Source organism: Chryseobacterium sp. SC28 (assembly GCF_003932955.1).
In the GTDB taxonomy this organism is placed as follows: domain Bacteria; phylum Bacteroidota; class Bacteroidia; order Flavobacteriales; family Weeksellaceae; genus Epilithonimonas.
This window is the reverse complement of the sequence record NZ_QOVY01000008.1, coordinates 94,120-110,130: the sequence shown is the minus strand read 5'-3', so window position 1 is coordinate 110,130 and position 16,011 is coordinate 94,120. Positions and strand designations below refer to the sequence as shown.

Sequence of the window (16,011 nt, the reverse complement as noted above, 5' to 3'; positions counted from 1 at the left end):
GAACTACTGAAACAGAAAATTATTTTCTTATTTTATAAGATACAAATTATGCTGTTTTCTAATCCTGTTTTTAAAAATAAATTAAATAGTGGGTTTTGTTAAGGAACGACTAATTAAGGATAGGAGAAATCCTATAAAACCTAATTAAGGATAGGATGAAATCCTATAAAACAAAGAGATTTTTCAAATTTTAGAAATAAGTTACGGAATTATAAAATTAAACCGCCCTCTCAAATAAAGGCGGTTTTTTTTTTGAAACTTTCAAAAGTTTAGAATTTTCTTTCGTCCTGCATTTCTTTGTTCTGATATTCCTGCACCAGCTCTATCGCATTGGAAATCACATCGCTAAGTGCAGTAATGAAGGTTCCCTCCTCTGCAAGGCTCATCGCGTGCTTCAGTGCATCAATTTCTTGAGGGATGCATTCGTAGCTGATGTCTCGGCCCGCTTCGCGGATACCTTCTATGATCAGACTGTTGATCTCATCTTCAGTTCTTCCACGCAGATGCTTCTCGTTTCTGATGATGATATGATCAAACATTCTTCCGGCTATTTTTCCGATCTCGCGGATGTCCTGATCCCTCCTGTCGCCCACTCCGGAGATTATTCCTATTTTCTTGTTAGCTTCTACACTTTTCAGAAAATCTTCAATAGCTTCATAACCCGCAGGATTGTGCGCAAAATCGATCATCACTTTGAAGTTTTTGAAATTGAAGATATTCAGTCGACCCGGCGTCAGCTGAGCACTTGGAATAAATGTCGTGAGAGCCAAGGCAATATTCGGAATCTCGAAACCGTACACGTAGGCTGCCAATGATGCCGCCAAAACATTGGCAATCATAAATTTAGCCCTGCCCTCCATCGTGATGGGAATGTTTTTTACCCGTTCGATTCGGATTTTCCACGCACCTTTTTTGATGGTGACAAATCCTTCCTCATAAACGCAGGTGATTCTGCCCTCTTTTGCAAATCTTTTGATGTGCGGGTTATTCTCATCCATACTGAATAGCGCCACTTTCGCGTCCAAATCATCCGCAAGTCTCATAGAATAGTCGTCATCGGCATTCAAAATGCACCAACCATCTTTTTTTACACTGTCGAGCACTACGCGTTTTACCTTCGTCAGATCTTTTAGATTATGAATATCGCTGATGCCCAAATGATCTTCTTTAATATTGGTCAAAACGCCTATGTCACAAGTTCCGAAACCGAGTCCCGCTCTCAAAATGCCGCCTCTGGCCGTTTCCAAAACAGCAAATTCTACAGTGGGGTCTTTCAGGATAAATTCCGCTGATTGTGGGCCTGTGGTGTCTCCTTTTTGAAGCAGTGTATTTTGGATATAAATTCCGTCGGAGGTTGTAAAGCCCACTCGTTTTCCATTATTTTTGACGATGTGCGCCAAGAGTCTGGTAGTGGTTGTTTTCCCGTTCGTTCCCGTCACGGCGATAATCGGAATTCGAAATTCTTTTCCCGCAGGATAAAGCATATCGACCACCGGAGCAGCAACATTTCTTGGCAAGCCTTCGCTGGGCGCAAGGTGCATTCGGAAACCCGGAGCAGCATTCACTTCCAAGATGGCACCGCCACTTTCCTTAAGAGGTTGGGTAAGATTTTCAGCCATAATATCGATGCCGCAGACATCCAATCCAATGATTCTGGAAACGCGTTCTGCCATCTGCACGTTTTCAGGATGGATCATATCGGTAACGTCAATGGATGTTCCGCCGGTGGACAGATTGGCGGTAGATTTTAAATAAACTATTTCCCCTTTTTGTGGAATCGTTTCGAGCGTATAATTTAGTTTTTCCAGCAGTTCGTTGGTGTCTTTATCAACATCGATTTCGGTCAGCACATTTTCGTGTCCGTAGCCGCGTCTCGGGTCTGTATTTTCTTTATCTATTAGCTCTTGGATGGTCATCTCTCCATCTCCTACGACGTGAGCAGGAACACGTCTGGCAGCAGCAACCATCTTGTGATTGATTACCAAAACCCTGAAATCAAAACCCGTGATATACTTTTCTACAATCACTTTTTTCGAAAATTGCTGGGCGTGCTCCAGTCCTACGCGTGCCGTTTCAAAATCATTCACATTGATGGAAGCTCCCTTTCCGTGATTGCCGTCCAAAGGCTTGATGACCAGTGGATAACCCAACTTCTTTACGGCGTCGCCCAGACCCTCCTCGTCTGTGACCAAGGCTCCCGAAGGCACGGGAATGGCTGCGTCTTCCAGCATTTTTTTTGTAAGTTCTTTGTTGCAAGCAATGTCCACAGCGATACTGCTCGTCTTTCCCGTAATGGTTGCTTGAAATCTTTGCTGATTAATGCCGTAACCCAATTGTACCATCGAGTTTTTGCCCAGTCTGATCCAAGGGATTTTGCGGGAAACGGCTTCTTCCACAATACTTCCCGTAGAAGGTCCCAGCCTTTCATTTTCGCGCAATTCTTTGAGGCTGTGGATGCATTTTTCGATGTCATATTCGGTTCCTGCGATCAAGGCTTCTGCAATTTTCACCGCTTCCTTAGCAGCAAAAATACCGGCCTGCTCTTCTTTGTAATTGAAAACGACGTTGTAAACCCCGGGCGTTCTGGTTTCTCGCGTCCTTCCAAAACCGACATCCATCCCTGCCAAAGTCTGAATTTCCAAAGCAATATGTTCGATCACATGCCCCATCCAAGTTCCCATTTCGACCCGTTTGAAAAACCCGCCTTCCACACCTTCGGAACAGCGGTGCGAAATTAACGATGGCAGCAACTTTTCAATCCTTTCTCGGAAACCATCTATCTTATTGGTGGGAAAATGCTCTGTTTCCTCAAGATCGAGGCGCATTTGTATCAAATGGTGTCTGGTAATACTCCAGATATTCGGACCTCTTAGAACCTGTATTTTTTCTATTTTCATTTTTAATAGTAATTAGATATTAGAATTTAGATATTAGACTTTAAATCAATAGGTTAAGCGTTGGTAAAGCCTTTCCTAAGAATCATTAATAAGTTCAACTTTATCAAAGATAATCGAAAAGCTTTTAATTAAAGAAAATGGGCATCAAATATTTCATTATGAAGTAAATTCTTAACCGTAAATTCAAACCAATAAAGAATTTGTTAAATTCATAAGACATTTTATGCCCAACAGAATGGTTTAAAATTAAAACTTTACTTTCGGCAACCCCTATTTTACCTTCAAAATATGCGGTATATTCTGTTTTGATTTATTATTTTTGTTAATTATGAAGTCAAAAGGAAAACTCGTCATCATCGGAGGCGCTGTAAACAAAGGAAGTTTCACGGAAACCGATTTTGATCCCAACGTAGAAAAAAATCTCAACTTTTTCGAAAGAGGCATTCTCAGGAAGATCATCAACGAATCTAAACTAAAAGAAAATTCAACCATAGAAATCATTACAACGGCCTCGCAGATTCCCGACATTGTGGGTCCGGAATACAAGAAGGCTTTCGAATTTCTCGGCGTCAAAACCTGTCAGATCTTGAATATTCAGACGCGTGAGCAAGCCAACAGCGATGAGATCGTTGCACGTGCAAACGCCGCCGATGTTGTGATGTTCACCGGTGGCGATCAGCTTCGCCTCACCTCCATCCTTGGCGGAACGAGGTTTCACGATACCATTCTTGCCAAATATCAAAACGAAGATTTCATCTACGCGGGGACATCTGCCGGCGCTGCCGCGGCTTCTGAAAATATGATTTATCAAGGCTCCAGCTCCGAAGCGCTGCTAAAAGGCGAAATCAAGACCACGCAAGGTCTGGGCTTTATAGAAAATGTGATTATCGATACGCATTTCGTCCAGCGTGGGCGGATTGGCAGACTGTTTCAGGCGGTTGTCAACAACCCGAGAACCTTGGGCATCGGTCTTGGAGAGGACACCGGACTTTTCATACAAAATGATACGATGACGGCGATCGGTTCCGGATTGGTAATCATCGTGGATGGGCTTCATATAAAGGATACCAATCTGACAAATATCGATCTGGGGCAACCCATTTCTATTAAAAATCTGATTGTGGACGTCCTTTCGATGAATGATACTTTTGATTTGAAATCGAGAGAAATGACCATTGTCAATTCTCAATACAACCCTATTCCACAAGGTACTCCGAACTCATAAATTATGAAAATAATAATCCACGGCGGTTTCTTCTCCGAAAGCAGCCAAAGCAATGAAGTGAAAGTTGCCAAACAAAATTCATTGAAAGCCATTGTAAAAAAATCTTACGAGTTTCTTGAGACCAATTCAGCTTTGGACACCGTTGCTTATGCGGTTTCTCTTTTGGAAGATGATGAATTGTACAATGCCGGCATCGGTTCGCAAATCCAAAGCGACGGTGTCATCCGGATGAGCGCAGCGATTATGGATGGAGAAACGCAAAAAATGAGCGGCGTCATCAATATTCAGAATGTGAAAAATCCGATTTTGGTGGCTAAGGAATTAATGAAAGAGGAAGACCGCGTTTTGGGCGGAAGTGGCGCAAAAAAATACGCAACAGCCCATGGCTTCGAAGATTTCTCGACCGAGATTCCTCAAAGAAGAAAAGAATATGAAGAAAAGTTGCGCTCCCACGGAAAAGGAACGGTGGGTGCTGTTGCAATCGATAAAAATGGAAAACTGGCAGTTGCCACTTCCACCGGCGGAAAAGGTTTCGAAATCCCCGGAAGAATATCGGATTCTGCCACGGTTGCGGGAAATTATGCCAATAAATTCTGCGCCGTCAGCTGTACCGGCGTGGGCGAAGATATCGTAAGCAATGCAAGTGCTGCAAAGATCGTGACAAGAGTTACCGACGGATTAAGTATAGAAAATGCCTTCGACAGAACCTTTGAAGAACTGAAAGAAATTGGCGGTTTTGCGGGCGCGATTGGCATTGATTACGAGGGAAATGTTTTCCATCGGGATTCTCATCCCACAATGGTTTTTGCGAGTTTTGACGGGGTGGATTTTGAGGTTTTTGTGTAAATAAAATACAAAAAAAGCTATCGAATTGATAGCTTTTCATAATGTTTATTAAGTTAGTTATTCTACAATCAGTTTTGAAGAAGAACCATCTTGAGTTTTCAAAACATACACTCCTTTGGAAATATTAATATCAATCACATTTTTTCCTTTTAGCAGATCAAAAGATTTGATTTTTTTTCCTGAAATATCATAGACAACAGCATTTGTGCTTTTTAAACTATGAATAATTAAAGTATTATTCTCCACGGGATTTTTTGCTATAAAAAAGTTCTTTTTTCTTGGTAAATCTATGGTACTGAGTGTGGACGCTTCACCAACCATGATATCATCGATCCACAATAAAAATTGGTCATTTGAATTATTCCTGAAAGCAATCCTAAAGGTAGTTCCCCGATAAGAATTTAAAGTCACATTTCTCGTTGTCCAACTAGCATTTTCTGCAGTATTACTGTATAATAAAGTAGAATTAGTAATCTGGTTACCCAGTGCACCTGTACCTCCTGAAGGAGTGTTTGGCGATTGCATGATTCTTACCTCATAGCCATCTCTATAATCTGGATCGTAAGCTACAGCATTCCATTTTAAACTATAATCACCTGTTGATGGCAAAGTAATTTCCGGGGTCCACATCCAATCATCTGCTGAACCGGCAGGGCTGTACCAGGAAGTGCTGACAGCTGCTGAATCGATAACACTAAACTTAAAATCTTCTCTACGTTCCCAAGCCTCATTAACATACGCAACAGCGGCAGCAGGAGTACGATTATCAACATTTCTAAGCAGCCATCCGGAAGGAAATGTATAAGTACCTGGTCCTCCAGCTGTTGAACCTGATATATTATCAAAATCTTCCTGAAAAACAATCTGGGCTGATAATAAATTCGCACAGAAAACAAAAATAAAAGAAAAGTAAAAATTTTTCATAAATACATTTTTTAGTTGTTATAAATTAAAATCGAATTAAACATTGTGCATAAATAAACATATTAAATTAATAATCTACAGATTTATTTAAAAAATATTATATTTTTTGCTAAAATATTCCAGAGCCTCTATTTTTTGTTCTAAAATAAAAACCGAAATTTATGGCAGTGCCTGCTTAAAAACATATTTTTTAAAAATTATAGCCAGCCCATTTCACGCATCCAGTCATCATTATAGATTTTCGCGACGTAACGGCTACCGTGATCGTGAAGCAGTACCACAATAATGTCATCTTTCGTAAACTGATCTTTCATCTGAACCAAAGCCGACATCGCACTTCCGGCAGAATAACCACAGAAGATGCCTTCTTCTTTCGCCAGCCGTCTCGCATAGATGGCGCCGTCTTTGTCCGTCACCTTTTCAAAATGATCGATGACGCTCATATCGTAATTTTCTGGCAGAATATCTTCGCCAATCCCTTCGGTAATGTAGGGATAAGCGTGATCGAAATGGATCTCGCCCGTGTCGTGTATCTCCTTGAGAATAGAACCATACGTATCGACCCCAATGATCTTGATGTCCGGATTTTTCTCTTTGAAGAAGGTGCCGCAGCCGGTAATCGTACCACCAGTGCCTGCACCGGCCACGAAATGCGTCAGTTTTCCGTCTGTCTGTTCCCAAATTTCCGGAGCAGTGCCTTCGTAATGCGCTTGTCTGTTGGAAAGATTATCGTACTGATTCACGTACCAGCCGTTTTCTGTTTCGGCGGCCAAGCGCTTGGAAACCGAATAATAGGATCGCGGATCGGTAGGTTTCACATCCGTCGGGCAGACGATTACTTCAGCACCGACGGCGCGCAGGATATCACATTTCTCTTTTGACTGTTTCGAGTTGGTGACGAAGATACATTTGTAACCTCGCTGGATGGCGACCAAAGCCAAACCCATTCCTGTGTTTCCAGAAGTTCCTTCGATGATGGTGCCGCCGGGTTTTAATCTTCCGTCTTTCTCGGCATCATCGATCATTTTCAGTGCTATTCTGTCTTTAACCGAATTTCCCGGATTGGTGGTTTCCACTTTTGCCAAAACCAATGCGGGGAAATCTTCACCCAAAATCCTGTTGATCTTGACTAACGGTGTGTTGCCGATGGTTTCTATGATGTGATTGTAATATTTCATATTTAATTTTTTTTAAAAAGTACGCGAATATTTTCTCGGACTTGAAGATATTTTCTCGGCTGCGAGTTAGCCCCTCGATCTTTCCAGAAGGACCATCATCAGCAAGCTCAGAACAACCAGAGTCTCGTCTTCATCATCAATGTCGATCAACTTTTCCAGCTGAAATCGCCGGCCAATAAGCGAAGGCATTTTCTTCAAACGGAAATATTCCTTGCCTGCGCTGTCTTTTACGGTGTAGGATGGATTGAGGAAATATCCGGTGAACATTCCTACGATTGGGATTTCGCTTACGAAGCCGTCCAAGACCTTGATCCAGCCGTTGTCTTCATTAATCTGATACTTGTTTTGATCATTTTCGTCTAAAATATCATAATGCGATTTCCAAATAGAACGTATTCCGCGGCGAGCCAGGCGGCCGAAATTGCGCCCGTTCACGAGATCTGTTATGGTAAAAGAGGCGTTGAAATCGATCCACTGATTGGCTTTTATCCGAAAAAGTTTTTCCGATTTTGATTCATCGTTGTACACAATGACATCGTCTTTCAATTTGAATATTTTTTCGCGAACGTATGCCACGTAATTTCCGTCTTTGTCGGTAATATTAAAATCGCTGGATAGCGTCGTTATTTTAAATTTGAAATTTAGCGGGTAGTTGAGATTTTTTAATATCATTTTGCGTCTGTTTTATCTAATAAGTTAACTGTACTTGATGGCTCTTACCGGCGAAATTTTGCTGATCAAATAGCTCGGCAGGATCATCGCTATTCCCGAAACAATGAAAATACCGACCGAAATCGCAATAATATAAGCCGGATTGAGATCTACCGGAACCGTGCTGATAAAGTAATTTTCGGGATCCAGCTTGATAATGCCCGTATATTTTTGAATTAACAATAATCCAATTCCTATCACATTTCCTGCCAATAATCCCGGAATCATGATTAGTAAAGTATAATTAATAAAAATAGATCGAATCTGTCCGTTGGAAGCGCCCAATGTTTTCAAAATTCCGATAGAATTTGTTCTTTCAATAATCAAAATCAATAAGACCATGACGATATTAATCACAACAACCAAAAGCATTATCGTAATAATCAAAGATATATTTTGATTGAAAATATTAATCCAATCCAGAATCTGCGGATATTTTTCTGTCACTTTTTCTGCATAATTTTTGTAGCCGATGTATTGTTCGATTTTCGGGAACACCTGGTCGATTTTGTCTGTATCATTTAGAAACACATCCAGCCCGCCGACTTCTTGGTCGCCCATATTCATCACCTTTCGCACGTGATTGATATCGCCGATCATATAAAGATCGTCCACGAGTTTGATGTCGGTTTTATAAATTCCTCTGACGGCAAATTTTCTGTAAATCGGCTTTTGATCTTCTTTTGAAAAAATAGCGACAATGCTGTCATTGATCTTTAGAGCAAGGTCGTTTGCAATCTTTTCGGACAAAATAATTTCGCTATTATAACCTTCTTCCTTGTAATCCGGAATGGAGCCTGCGATCATAAACGGCCGGAATCTGGCTTTGTCAAAGTCTTTGCCCACGCCTTTCAGAATGATTCCCGCAAAGTTGGTTTCTGTTCTCAGGATTCCGCTCACGGAGGCGTAGGACTGCAAACCTGCAACCCCGGGAATTTTTTTTATAGCATTGATATCCAGGCCTTCGGTTTCCAAAATGGAGGAATTGTAGGAGGAATTGGAGCGTGTGGATTTGACCGAAATATCGCCACTGAAGTTGGAAATACGATCCTCGATGGCTTTTTTGGAACCAAGCCCGGTGGAGATCGTAATCAAGGAAACAATAATGCCTAATGCCACAGATAGCCTGCCAATATAGACGATGACCTTCGAGAGATTATTTTTGTTATCTTTGGAAAACGCTATCTTTTTCGAGAAATATAACGGAAAATTCAAATCCATGATTTTAAGCCTCAAAAATAAAACTTTAGTTTTTATCCTGCTAATTTATTTTAGTTCAATACCCATCGTCAAAGCTCAGAAATCTGAAAAAGAATGCTTTGCGACGGCTGCCGACAGACCGGAACTTTATCTTCCGCTATTGAAGAATAAAAATGTAATCGTAGCGGCCAACCAAACCAGTCTTTTGAAAGATAAAAAACATCTCGTGGATTTTTTGGTGGAGAATCATATTAAAATCCAATCTATTTTTGCGCCGGAACACGGTTTCCGAGGAACCGCCGATGCCGGGGAACTCGTGAAAAGTGGCGTCGATACGAAAACCGGTTTGCCCATAGTTTCGCTATACGGCGACAACAAAAAACCAAAAGCAGATTATCTGAAAGGCGCAGATGTGATCTTGTTTGATATTCAGGATGTGGGCGTCAGATTTTACACTTACATTTCGACTTTGTCTTATATTATGGAAGCTGCCGCTGAAAACAATGTAGAAGTTATCGTGCTCGACAGACCCAATCCGCACGACGGCTACACCGACGGTTCCGTGATGCGCAACCAATGGAAAAGCTTTGTAGGACTTCATAATGTTCCGGTTGTTTATGGTCTCACCATCGGCGAATATGGAAAAATGGTGAACGGCGAAAAATGGCTGAAAAATGGAATTCAGGCCAAATATACTTTGATCCCGATGCTCAATTATCACAAGCAAAAGCGATATGGCGTTTCCGACAAACCCTCGCCCAATCTCCCGAATGACAAAGCCATCAACCTCTATCCCAGCCTTTGTTTCTTCGAAGGCACGCAGGTTTCGGTAGGACGAGGAACCGATTTGCCTTTCCAAATCTATGGAAGTCCGTGGACGAAAAATTACCATTATCAATTCACGCCCAGACCAACTTCCGGAGCTAAAGATCCTTTTCTGAATGGGAAGTTGTGCTATGGCGAGAATCTTAGCAATTATCCGAAAGATTTAAGAGAAATCAATCTGGAATGGCTATTGAAAGCTTATAAAAATTATCATAATCCACAACAGGATTTTTTCACAAAAAATTCGGGAGAGATCTGGATTGATAAATTAGCGGGAAGCGACGAACTTCGGAAACAGATCATCGCCGGGAAATCTGAAAAAGAAGTCAAGGCAAGCTGGAAAAAGGATCTGGAAAGTTTTGAAAAAATAAGACAGAAATATATCGTCTATCCCAACTAAAAAAGCCGTTCAGAAAAATCTGAACGGCTTAATTTATAATGGCTTCGATCGCGGATCCTTACATCATTCCGGGCATTCCGCCGCCCATTGGCATTGCAGGTTCGTCCTTTTTCACTTCTGTGATGACGCATTCGGTTGTCAGCAGCATTCCGGAAACCGATGCAGCGTTTTCCAAAGCAACTCTGGTCACTTTCGTTGGATCGATGATGCCGGCTTCCAGCATATTCACGTATTCGTCTGTTTTTGCGTTGTAACCGAAATCTCCGTTTCCTTCTGCAACTTTTGCAACGATTACGGAGCCTTCGCCGCCGGCGTTGGCAACGATCTGTCTCAAAGGTTCTTCGATGGCTCTTTTTACGATTTTGATACCCGTTGTTTCGTCAGGATTTGAACCTTCGAAATCAAGCGAGGAGATTGCTCTTACCAATGCGACACCGCCGCCGGCAACGATTCCTTCTTCTACCGCAGCTCGGGTTGCGTGCAAGGCATCATCTACCCTATCTTTTTTCTCTTTCATTTCTACTTCAGAAGCAGCACCCACATAAAGCACGGCAACTCCACCGGCTAACTTAGCTAATCTTTCCTGAAGTTTTTCTTTGTCGTAATCGGAAGTGGTGGTTTCCATCTGAGCTTTGATCTGCGCAACTCTTCCTTTGATCTGCGCTTCTTCGCCACCGCCGTTCACGATGGTAGTATTGTCTTTGTCGATGACTACTTTCTCTGCAGTACCCAACATATCGATGGTAATATTTTCCATTGTGAAGCCTCTTTCTTCAGAGATTACTTGTCCGCCGGTGAGGATGGCAATGTCTTCCAACATGGCTTTTCTTCTATCACCAAATCCGGGTGCCTTCACGGCAGCAATTTTGAGAGAGCCTCTCAATTTGTTGACAACCAAAGTTGCCAAAGCCTCGCCTTCTACTTCTTCAGAGATGATTAATAGAGATTTTCCGCCTTGTGCAACTGGTTCAAGAACCGGCAGCAATTCTTTCATAGAAGAGATTTTTTTCTCCACCAAAAGAATATAAGGATTGTCTAATTCTACAATCATTTTTTCCGGGTTGGTCACGAAGTAAGGCGATTGGAAACCTCGGTCGAACTGCATACCTTCTACCACATCTACGCTTGTATCCGTTCCTTTTGCTTCTTCTACGGTGATGACACCCTCTTTGCCAACTTTGCCGAAGGCCTCAGCAATCAAGGAACCGATGGTATCGTCGTTATTGGCCGAGATAGAAGCGACTTGTTTTATTTTTTCGGAAGAATCGCCAACAGATTGTGATTGTGATTTCAGGTTTTCGACAACTGCCAGCACGGCTTTGTCGATACCTCTTTTCAAATCCATTGGGTTGGCACCGGCAGCTACGTTTTTCAAGCCTTCTCGTACGATGGCTTGGGCAAGCACGGTAGCGGTAGTTGTACCATCTCCGGCGATATCATTGGTTTTAGAAGCGACTTCTTTCACCATTTGCGCACCCATATTTTCTACGCGGTCTTCCAGTTCGATTTCTTTGGCAACCGTGACACCGTCTTTGGTAACATGTGGAGCGCCAAAGGATTTCTCGATGACTACGTTTCTACCTTTTGGTCCCAAAGTTACTTTTACTGCATTAGCCAATGCATCGACACCTCTTTTCAGAGCGTCTCTTGATTCGATATCGTATTTAATTTCTTTTGCCATTTTTTTCTGTATTATTATATTATGTAAAATGAATTTTTTTGTTTTTAATTAATTTGGAGTTGACATTTGCGGAATATGTAGGACTTTGAACATCCTATTTTTTACAAATTCTTACCCGATGATGCCGAGCAAATCTCCTTCTTTTACGATCAGATAATCTTTACCTTCAAACTTAAGTTCTGTTCCCGAATATTTTCCATAAAGAACCTTGTCGCCAACTTTCACCGTAGTCGGCTCATCTGTTTTGCCTGGGCCAACTGCCACGACTGTTCCTTCCTGAGGTTTTTCTTTCGCAGTGTCCGGAATGATAATTCCCGATGCTGTTTTAGTTTCTGCAGGAGTTGGTTCTACCAAAACTCTGTCTGCTAATGGTTTAAAATTTACTGACATAATAAATATATAATTTTAATGTTATTCTGATTCCTACATCTCCAAGAATGTGCCAACTGGGTTAGAAGTTAGAAGTTAGAAGTTAGAAGTTAGATTTGGCAGATTTTTATTTAGGGACTGAAATTTTGGCAGAAAAAAAGTCATTCGGTTTGAATGACTTTATATAAGTAGAAGGATCTTACTTTTTCCCTGCAGCCTGCATCGGATTCACTTTCCCGCTGGCACCGCCTCTTGCCATTTCTCTTTGAGACTGCTTGAAAACTTGAAATTTGGTAGGCGCTTCTTTCACAGAACTTGCTGCCCAGAAATTGTTGGAAGTATCAATATCCGCCGTTTCTTTCATCGGATCCAGCTGTATAGATTTCAGTTTTTTATCAAGGTAATAAGTTTTGGAAACCTTTTGCTCATTAGCTCTCCAGATCTGAACATTGATTTTATCTTTCAGTTTGGTTCCATCTTCAAAGGTGAATTCCAAAATAATCGGCATTACTAAGCCGCCTTTGTTCGTAAAATCGATTTGATATGCTGTGATGTTTTTATTGATGCCTTTTGTTTTTTCTTCATTTGACAATTTTTCCGGCGTTGCAGTCTTCAAAACATATTCTTTAGATGTGTCAACTTTCTCTTGTCCTCTATCATATCTGTAATAGAAATCCTGAACGTCTTTGTCGCCATCGACATAAAACTTGATGTTTTTATCTTCTCTGTTCCTAATCTTGGAAATATCTTCAAATTCATTGATTAGGGGCGGATCTATTTTATATTTGATTTCTTTTGCTTCTTTGGGTTGGGAATCAAAATCGGGAACCGCCACGGTCACTTTGTCAATTGCAATATCCACAGGATCTGTGCCGTAGAACCAGCCTCTCCAGAACCAGTCCAAATCTTCGCCGCTCGCATCTTCCATCGTTCTGAAAAGATCGGCGGGTTCCGGATGACGGAAAGCCCATCTCTGTGCATAAGTTTTGAAAGCTTTGTCAAAAAGTTCTCTGCCCATAATGGTTTCCCGAAGAATATTAAGTCCCGTGGCCGGTTTGGAATAAGCGTTTGGGCCAAATCGGGCAATATTTTCAGAATTGGTCATGATCGGTTCCAATTCATCTTTCGGAAGTTTCATGTAATCTACGATGGTCCACGCAGGTCCGCGTTTGGATGGGAATTTGTTGTCCCATCTTTCCTCGGTCAAATATTCTACAAAAGTATTAAGACCTTCATCCATCCAAGTCCATTGTCTTTCGTCGGAATTGATGATCATTGGGAAAAAATTATGCCCTACTTCGTGAATGATAACACCTAGCATTCCGTTTTTGATGGCTTCGGAATAGGTTCCATCTTTCTCAGTCCGTCCAAAATTGAAGCAGATCATCGGATACTCCATTCCGTTGGCCGCTTCCACAGATTGCGCCACAGGATATGGATAAGGAATGGTGAATTCGGAATAAGTTTTGATGGTATGGGCAACGGCTTTTGTAGAGAATTTACGGTAAAGTCCGTAGGCTTCTTTTCCGTAGAAACTCATAGCCATTACTTTGTTGTTATTTTCAGGAATCGTGACGCGCATCCCATCCCAAACGAATTTTCTGGAAGAAGTCCAAGCAAAATCCCGCACATTTTCGGCCTCGAATTTCCAAGTTTTTCTGTCTTTTGATTTGGATTTTTCTGCTTTTTTAGCTTCATCTAATGTGACGATTTCGACTGGTTCATTCGAGTTTTGAGCCTGCTTAAATCTTTTTAATTGATCCGAAGTCAAAACTTGCTCATAATTTTTACATTCGCCGGTTCCGCCAATCACGTGATCTGCCGGAACATTCATAGAAACTTTGAAATTTCCAAAAACCAAAGCAAATTCGCCACGGCCGGTAAACTGATGGTTCTGCCAGCCGTGGAAATCGCTGTAAACGCACATTCTCGGATACCATTGCGTCATCGTGTAAAGATCGTTGCCGTCTTCCGGGAAATTTTCATAACCGCCGCGGCCGCCTCTTTCCATTCGGTTGGGGATGTTGTAATTCCAATCCACTTTGAAGGTGAATTTCTCTCCGGCCTTCAAAGGTTTGGCAAGATCGATTCTCATCATCGTTTTATTGACGACGTATTGAAGAGGCGCGCCTTTGGCATCGGTTACTTTTTCGAGGTTGACGCCATAGCCATTGTCTTTTGCAGGTATCTCCGAAGGTCTTAATTTGTCAATTGTCGAGGCTTTCCCGAGTGTCGAAGACATCGGATAATCGGCATTTTTGACAGAAGATTGCTGGTTTTCGTCCAGCTGGAGCCAGAGATATTCCAACTCATCCGGAGAATTATTATAGTAGGTGATTGTTTCGGAACCTTTCAGGTTTCTTTTGTCTTCGTCAAGGTATGCAGCGATGTCGTAATCTGCGCGCTGTTGCCAGTACTGACTTCCAGGTGCGCCAGAAGCGGTTCTGTAAACATTCGGAGTTGGTAGAATCGTCCCGAGCTGTTCAAATTTGTTCCCATGATTGCTCCCGGGATTGTTTTGAATATTTTGGGCATTAAGAAAAACACTTGCGAAGAAAAGACCTAAAATTTTTGATTTCATTTTCCGAAAAAATTGATGACTAATTATGTATATGTCACCAAATTTAGGAAATAGTTACTTATTACGGTAAAATTAACAACAAATATTTGATTTCCAAATTGAAAACTAATTTCCAAACCATAGATTTTCTCCTTTTAAAAATAATGGACTGGGAAAATTATTGGTAAACAAACTGCCGGTACCCAAGCCTTGCGGCATGGGACTTTTTTTGTTGTAGGTGTATTGCGCAATGGCATTCAGGCCGATATTGCTTTCCAAAGCAGAAGTGATCCACCACTTGATGTCATTATTTTCGGCCAGCGCAATCCATTCGTCACAACCCGAGAATCCGCCGACCAAGCTGGGTTTCAGGATGATATATTGAGGTTTGATGGCATTTAAAAGTTCTCTTTTGCTTTCCGAATCGAGGATGCCAATCAGCTCTTCATCCAATGCGATGGGCGTAGGCGTTCTTTTGCAAAGCTCTGCCATATCTTCCCACTTTCCAGCTTTTATCGGCTGTTCTATGGAATGAATTTCGAGTTCGGACAGTTCTTCCAAAACTACTTTTGCCTTTTCGGTAGAAAAAGCGCCGTTGGCATCAACACGCAACTCCATTTGATCTTTCGGAAATTTCTTTCTTAAGGATTTGATGATTTCCTTCTCAGAATCCCAATCTACTCCTATTTTCAGTTTGATGCAGCTGAAGTTATTTTCGAGCTTTTCCTCAATCTGGCTTTTCATATAATCGGCATTTCCCATCCAAATCAAACCGTTGATTTTGATGGCATCTTTTCCTTGGGTAAAAGCGCTTGGGAAATAGATATTTTTCTCTTGATCAAGATTTGCCAAAGCCTGTTCCAGACCCAAAACGATAGACGGAAAGTGTTTCAATTCGTTTTTCAAAAAATCGAAGTCTTCATCGATGTGATGGCAAAGCCATTCTAATTTCGCTTCATAATCGGGAACATCGTCATAGCTCAATCCGCGGAAAAGAGAGCATTCTCCAATTCCGTTTTTGTCGTCTTCCGAGATTTCAATAAAATAAGTTTCTTTGATATTCAAGACGCCTCGCGAAGTGCCGCTTGGCCGTTTAAAATTCAAAATATAAGGTTGAAATTTTGCAGTTTTCATTCTACAAAATTAAGAAAAGAGTAATGAAAGCGCTCTTTGTTGCCCGTCGAAAATCTTAATC

At 41.5% G+C, this 16,011-nt stretch carries 12 protein-coding genes; 3 read left to right on the top strand and 9 right to left on the bottom strand.

Annotated features, from left to right (window positions below):
* Positions 1–269: 269 nt before the first annotated feature.
* Complete coding sequence (cphA, locus tag DTW91_RS06750; RefSeq protein WP_125202624.1) at positions 270–2,897, bottom strand: cyanophycin synthetase; 2,628 nt, start codon at positions 2,895–2,897, stop codon at positions 270–272.
* Between the two features lie 328 nt (positions 2,898–3,225).
* On the opposite strand from cphA, the gene DTW91_RS06745 reads away from it, so the two are divergent.
* A complete protein-coding gene (locus DTW91_RS06745; protein WP_125202623.1) occupies positions 3,226–4,122 on the top strand; it encodes a cyanophycinase in 897 nt (298 codons plus the stop codon).
* A 3-nt stretch (positions 4,123–4,125) separates the two neighbouring features.
* Entirely contained in the window at positions 4,126–4,968 is an 843-nt protein-coding gene (locus DTW91_RS06740) for an isoaspartyl peptidase/L-asparaginase (protein ID WP_125202622.1), read from the top strand.
* A 57-nt stretch (positions 4,969–5,025) separates the two neighbouring features.
* Here the strand turns inward: DTW91_RS06740 and DTW91_RS06735 are convergent, their stop codons facing one another.
* From DTW91_RS06735 to DTW91_RS06720, 4 genes are all read right to left on the bottom strand, one after another.
* The gene (locus tag DTW91_RS06735) at positions 5,026–5,892 is read right to left on the bottom strand and encodes a T9SS-dependent choice-of-anchor J family protein (RefSeq protein ID WP_125202621.1); all 867 of its coding nucleotides are present in this window, start codon (positions 5,890–5,892) and stop codon (positions 5,026–5,028) included.
* A gap of 197 nt (positions 5,893–6,089) precedes the next feature.
* Entirely contained in the window at positions 6,090–7,070 is a 981-nt protein-coding gene (locus DTW91_RS06730; RefSeq protein WP_125202620.1) for a PLP-dependent cysteine synthase family protein, read from the bottom strand.
* 66 nt (positions 7,071–7,136) lie between these two features.
* On the bottom strand, positions 7,137–7,742 hold the full coding sequence (locus tag DTW91_RS06725; RefSeq protein ID WP_125202619.1) for a hypothetical protein: 606 nt from the start codon (positions 7,740–7,742) through the stop codon (positions 7,137–7,139).
* 24 nt (positions 7,743–7,766) lie between these two features.
* Entirely contained in the window at positions 7,767–8,996 is a 1,230-nt protein-coding gene (locus tag DTW91_RS06720; protein WP_125202627.1) for an ABC transporter permease, read from the bottom strand.
* 4 nt (positions 8,997–9,000) lie between these two features.
* On the opposite strand from DTW91_RS06720, the gene DTW91_RS06715 reads away from it, so the two are divergent.
* A complete protein-coding gene (locus DTW91_RS06715) occupies positions 9,001–10,206 on the top strand; it encodes an exo-beta-N-acetylmuramidase NamZ domain-containing protein (RefSeq protein ID WP_125202618.1) in 1,206 nt (401 codons plus the stop codon).
* Between the two features lie 58 nt (positions 10,207–10,264).
* Here DTW91_RS06715 and groL read toward each other — a convergent pair whose 3' ends face one another.
* From groL to DTW91_RS06695, 4 genes are all read right to left on the bottom strand, one after another.
* Positions 10,265–11,887: a chaperonin GroEL gene (groL, locus tag DTW91_RS06710; RefSeq protein WP_125202617.1), complete on the bottom strand. Its 1,623-nt coding sequence runs from the start codon at positions 11,885–11,887 to the stop codon at positions 10,265–10,267.
* 111 nt (positions 11,888–11,998) lie between these two features.
* On the bottom strand, positions 11,999–12,277 hold the full coding sequence (gene groES / locus DTW91_RS06705) for a co-chaperone GroES (RefSeq protein ID WP_125202616.1): 279 nt from the start codon (positions 12,275–12,277) through the stop codon (positions 11,999–12,001).
* Between the two features lie 178 nt (positions 12,278–12,455).
* A complete protein-coding gene (locus tag DTW91_RS06700) occupies positions 12,456–14,837 on the bottom strand; it encodes a M1 family metallopeptidase (protein ID WP_125202615.1) in 2,382 nt (793 codons plus the stop codon).
* Positions 14,838–14,942: 105 nt separating this feature from the next.
* Positions 14,943–15,950, bottom strand: a complete 1,008-nt coding sequence (locus DTW91_RS06695) for an o-succinylbenzoate synthase (protein ID WP_125202614.1) — start codon at positions 15,948–15,950, stop codon at positions 14,943–14,945.
* Between the last annotated feature and the right edge of the window lie 61 nt (positions 15,951–16,011).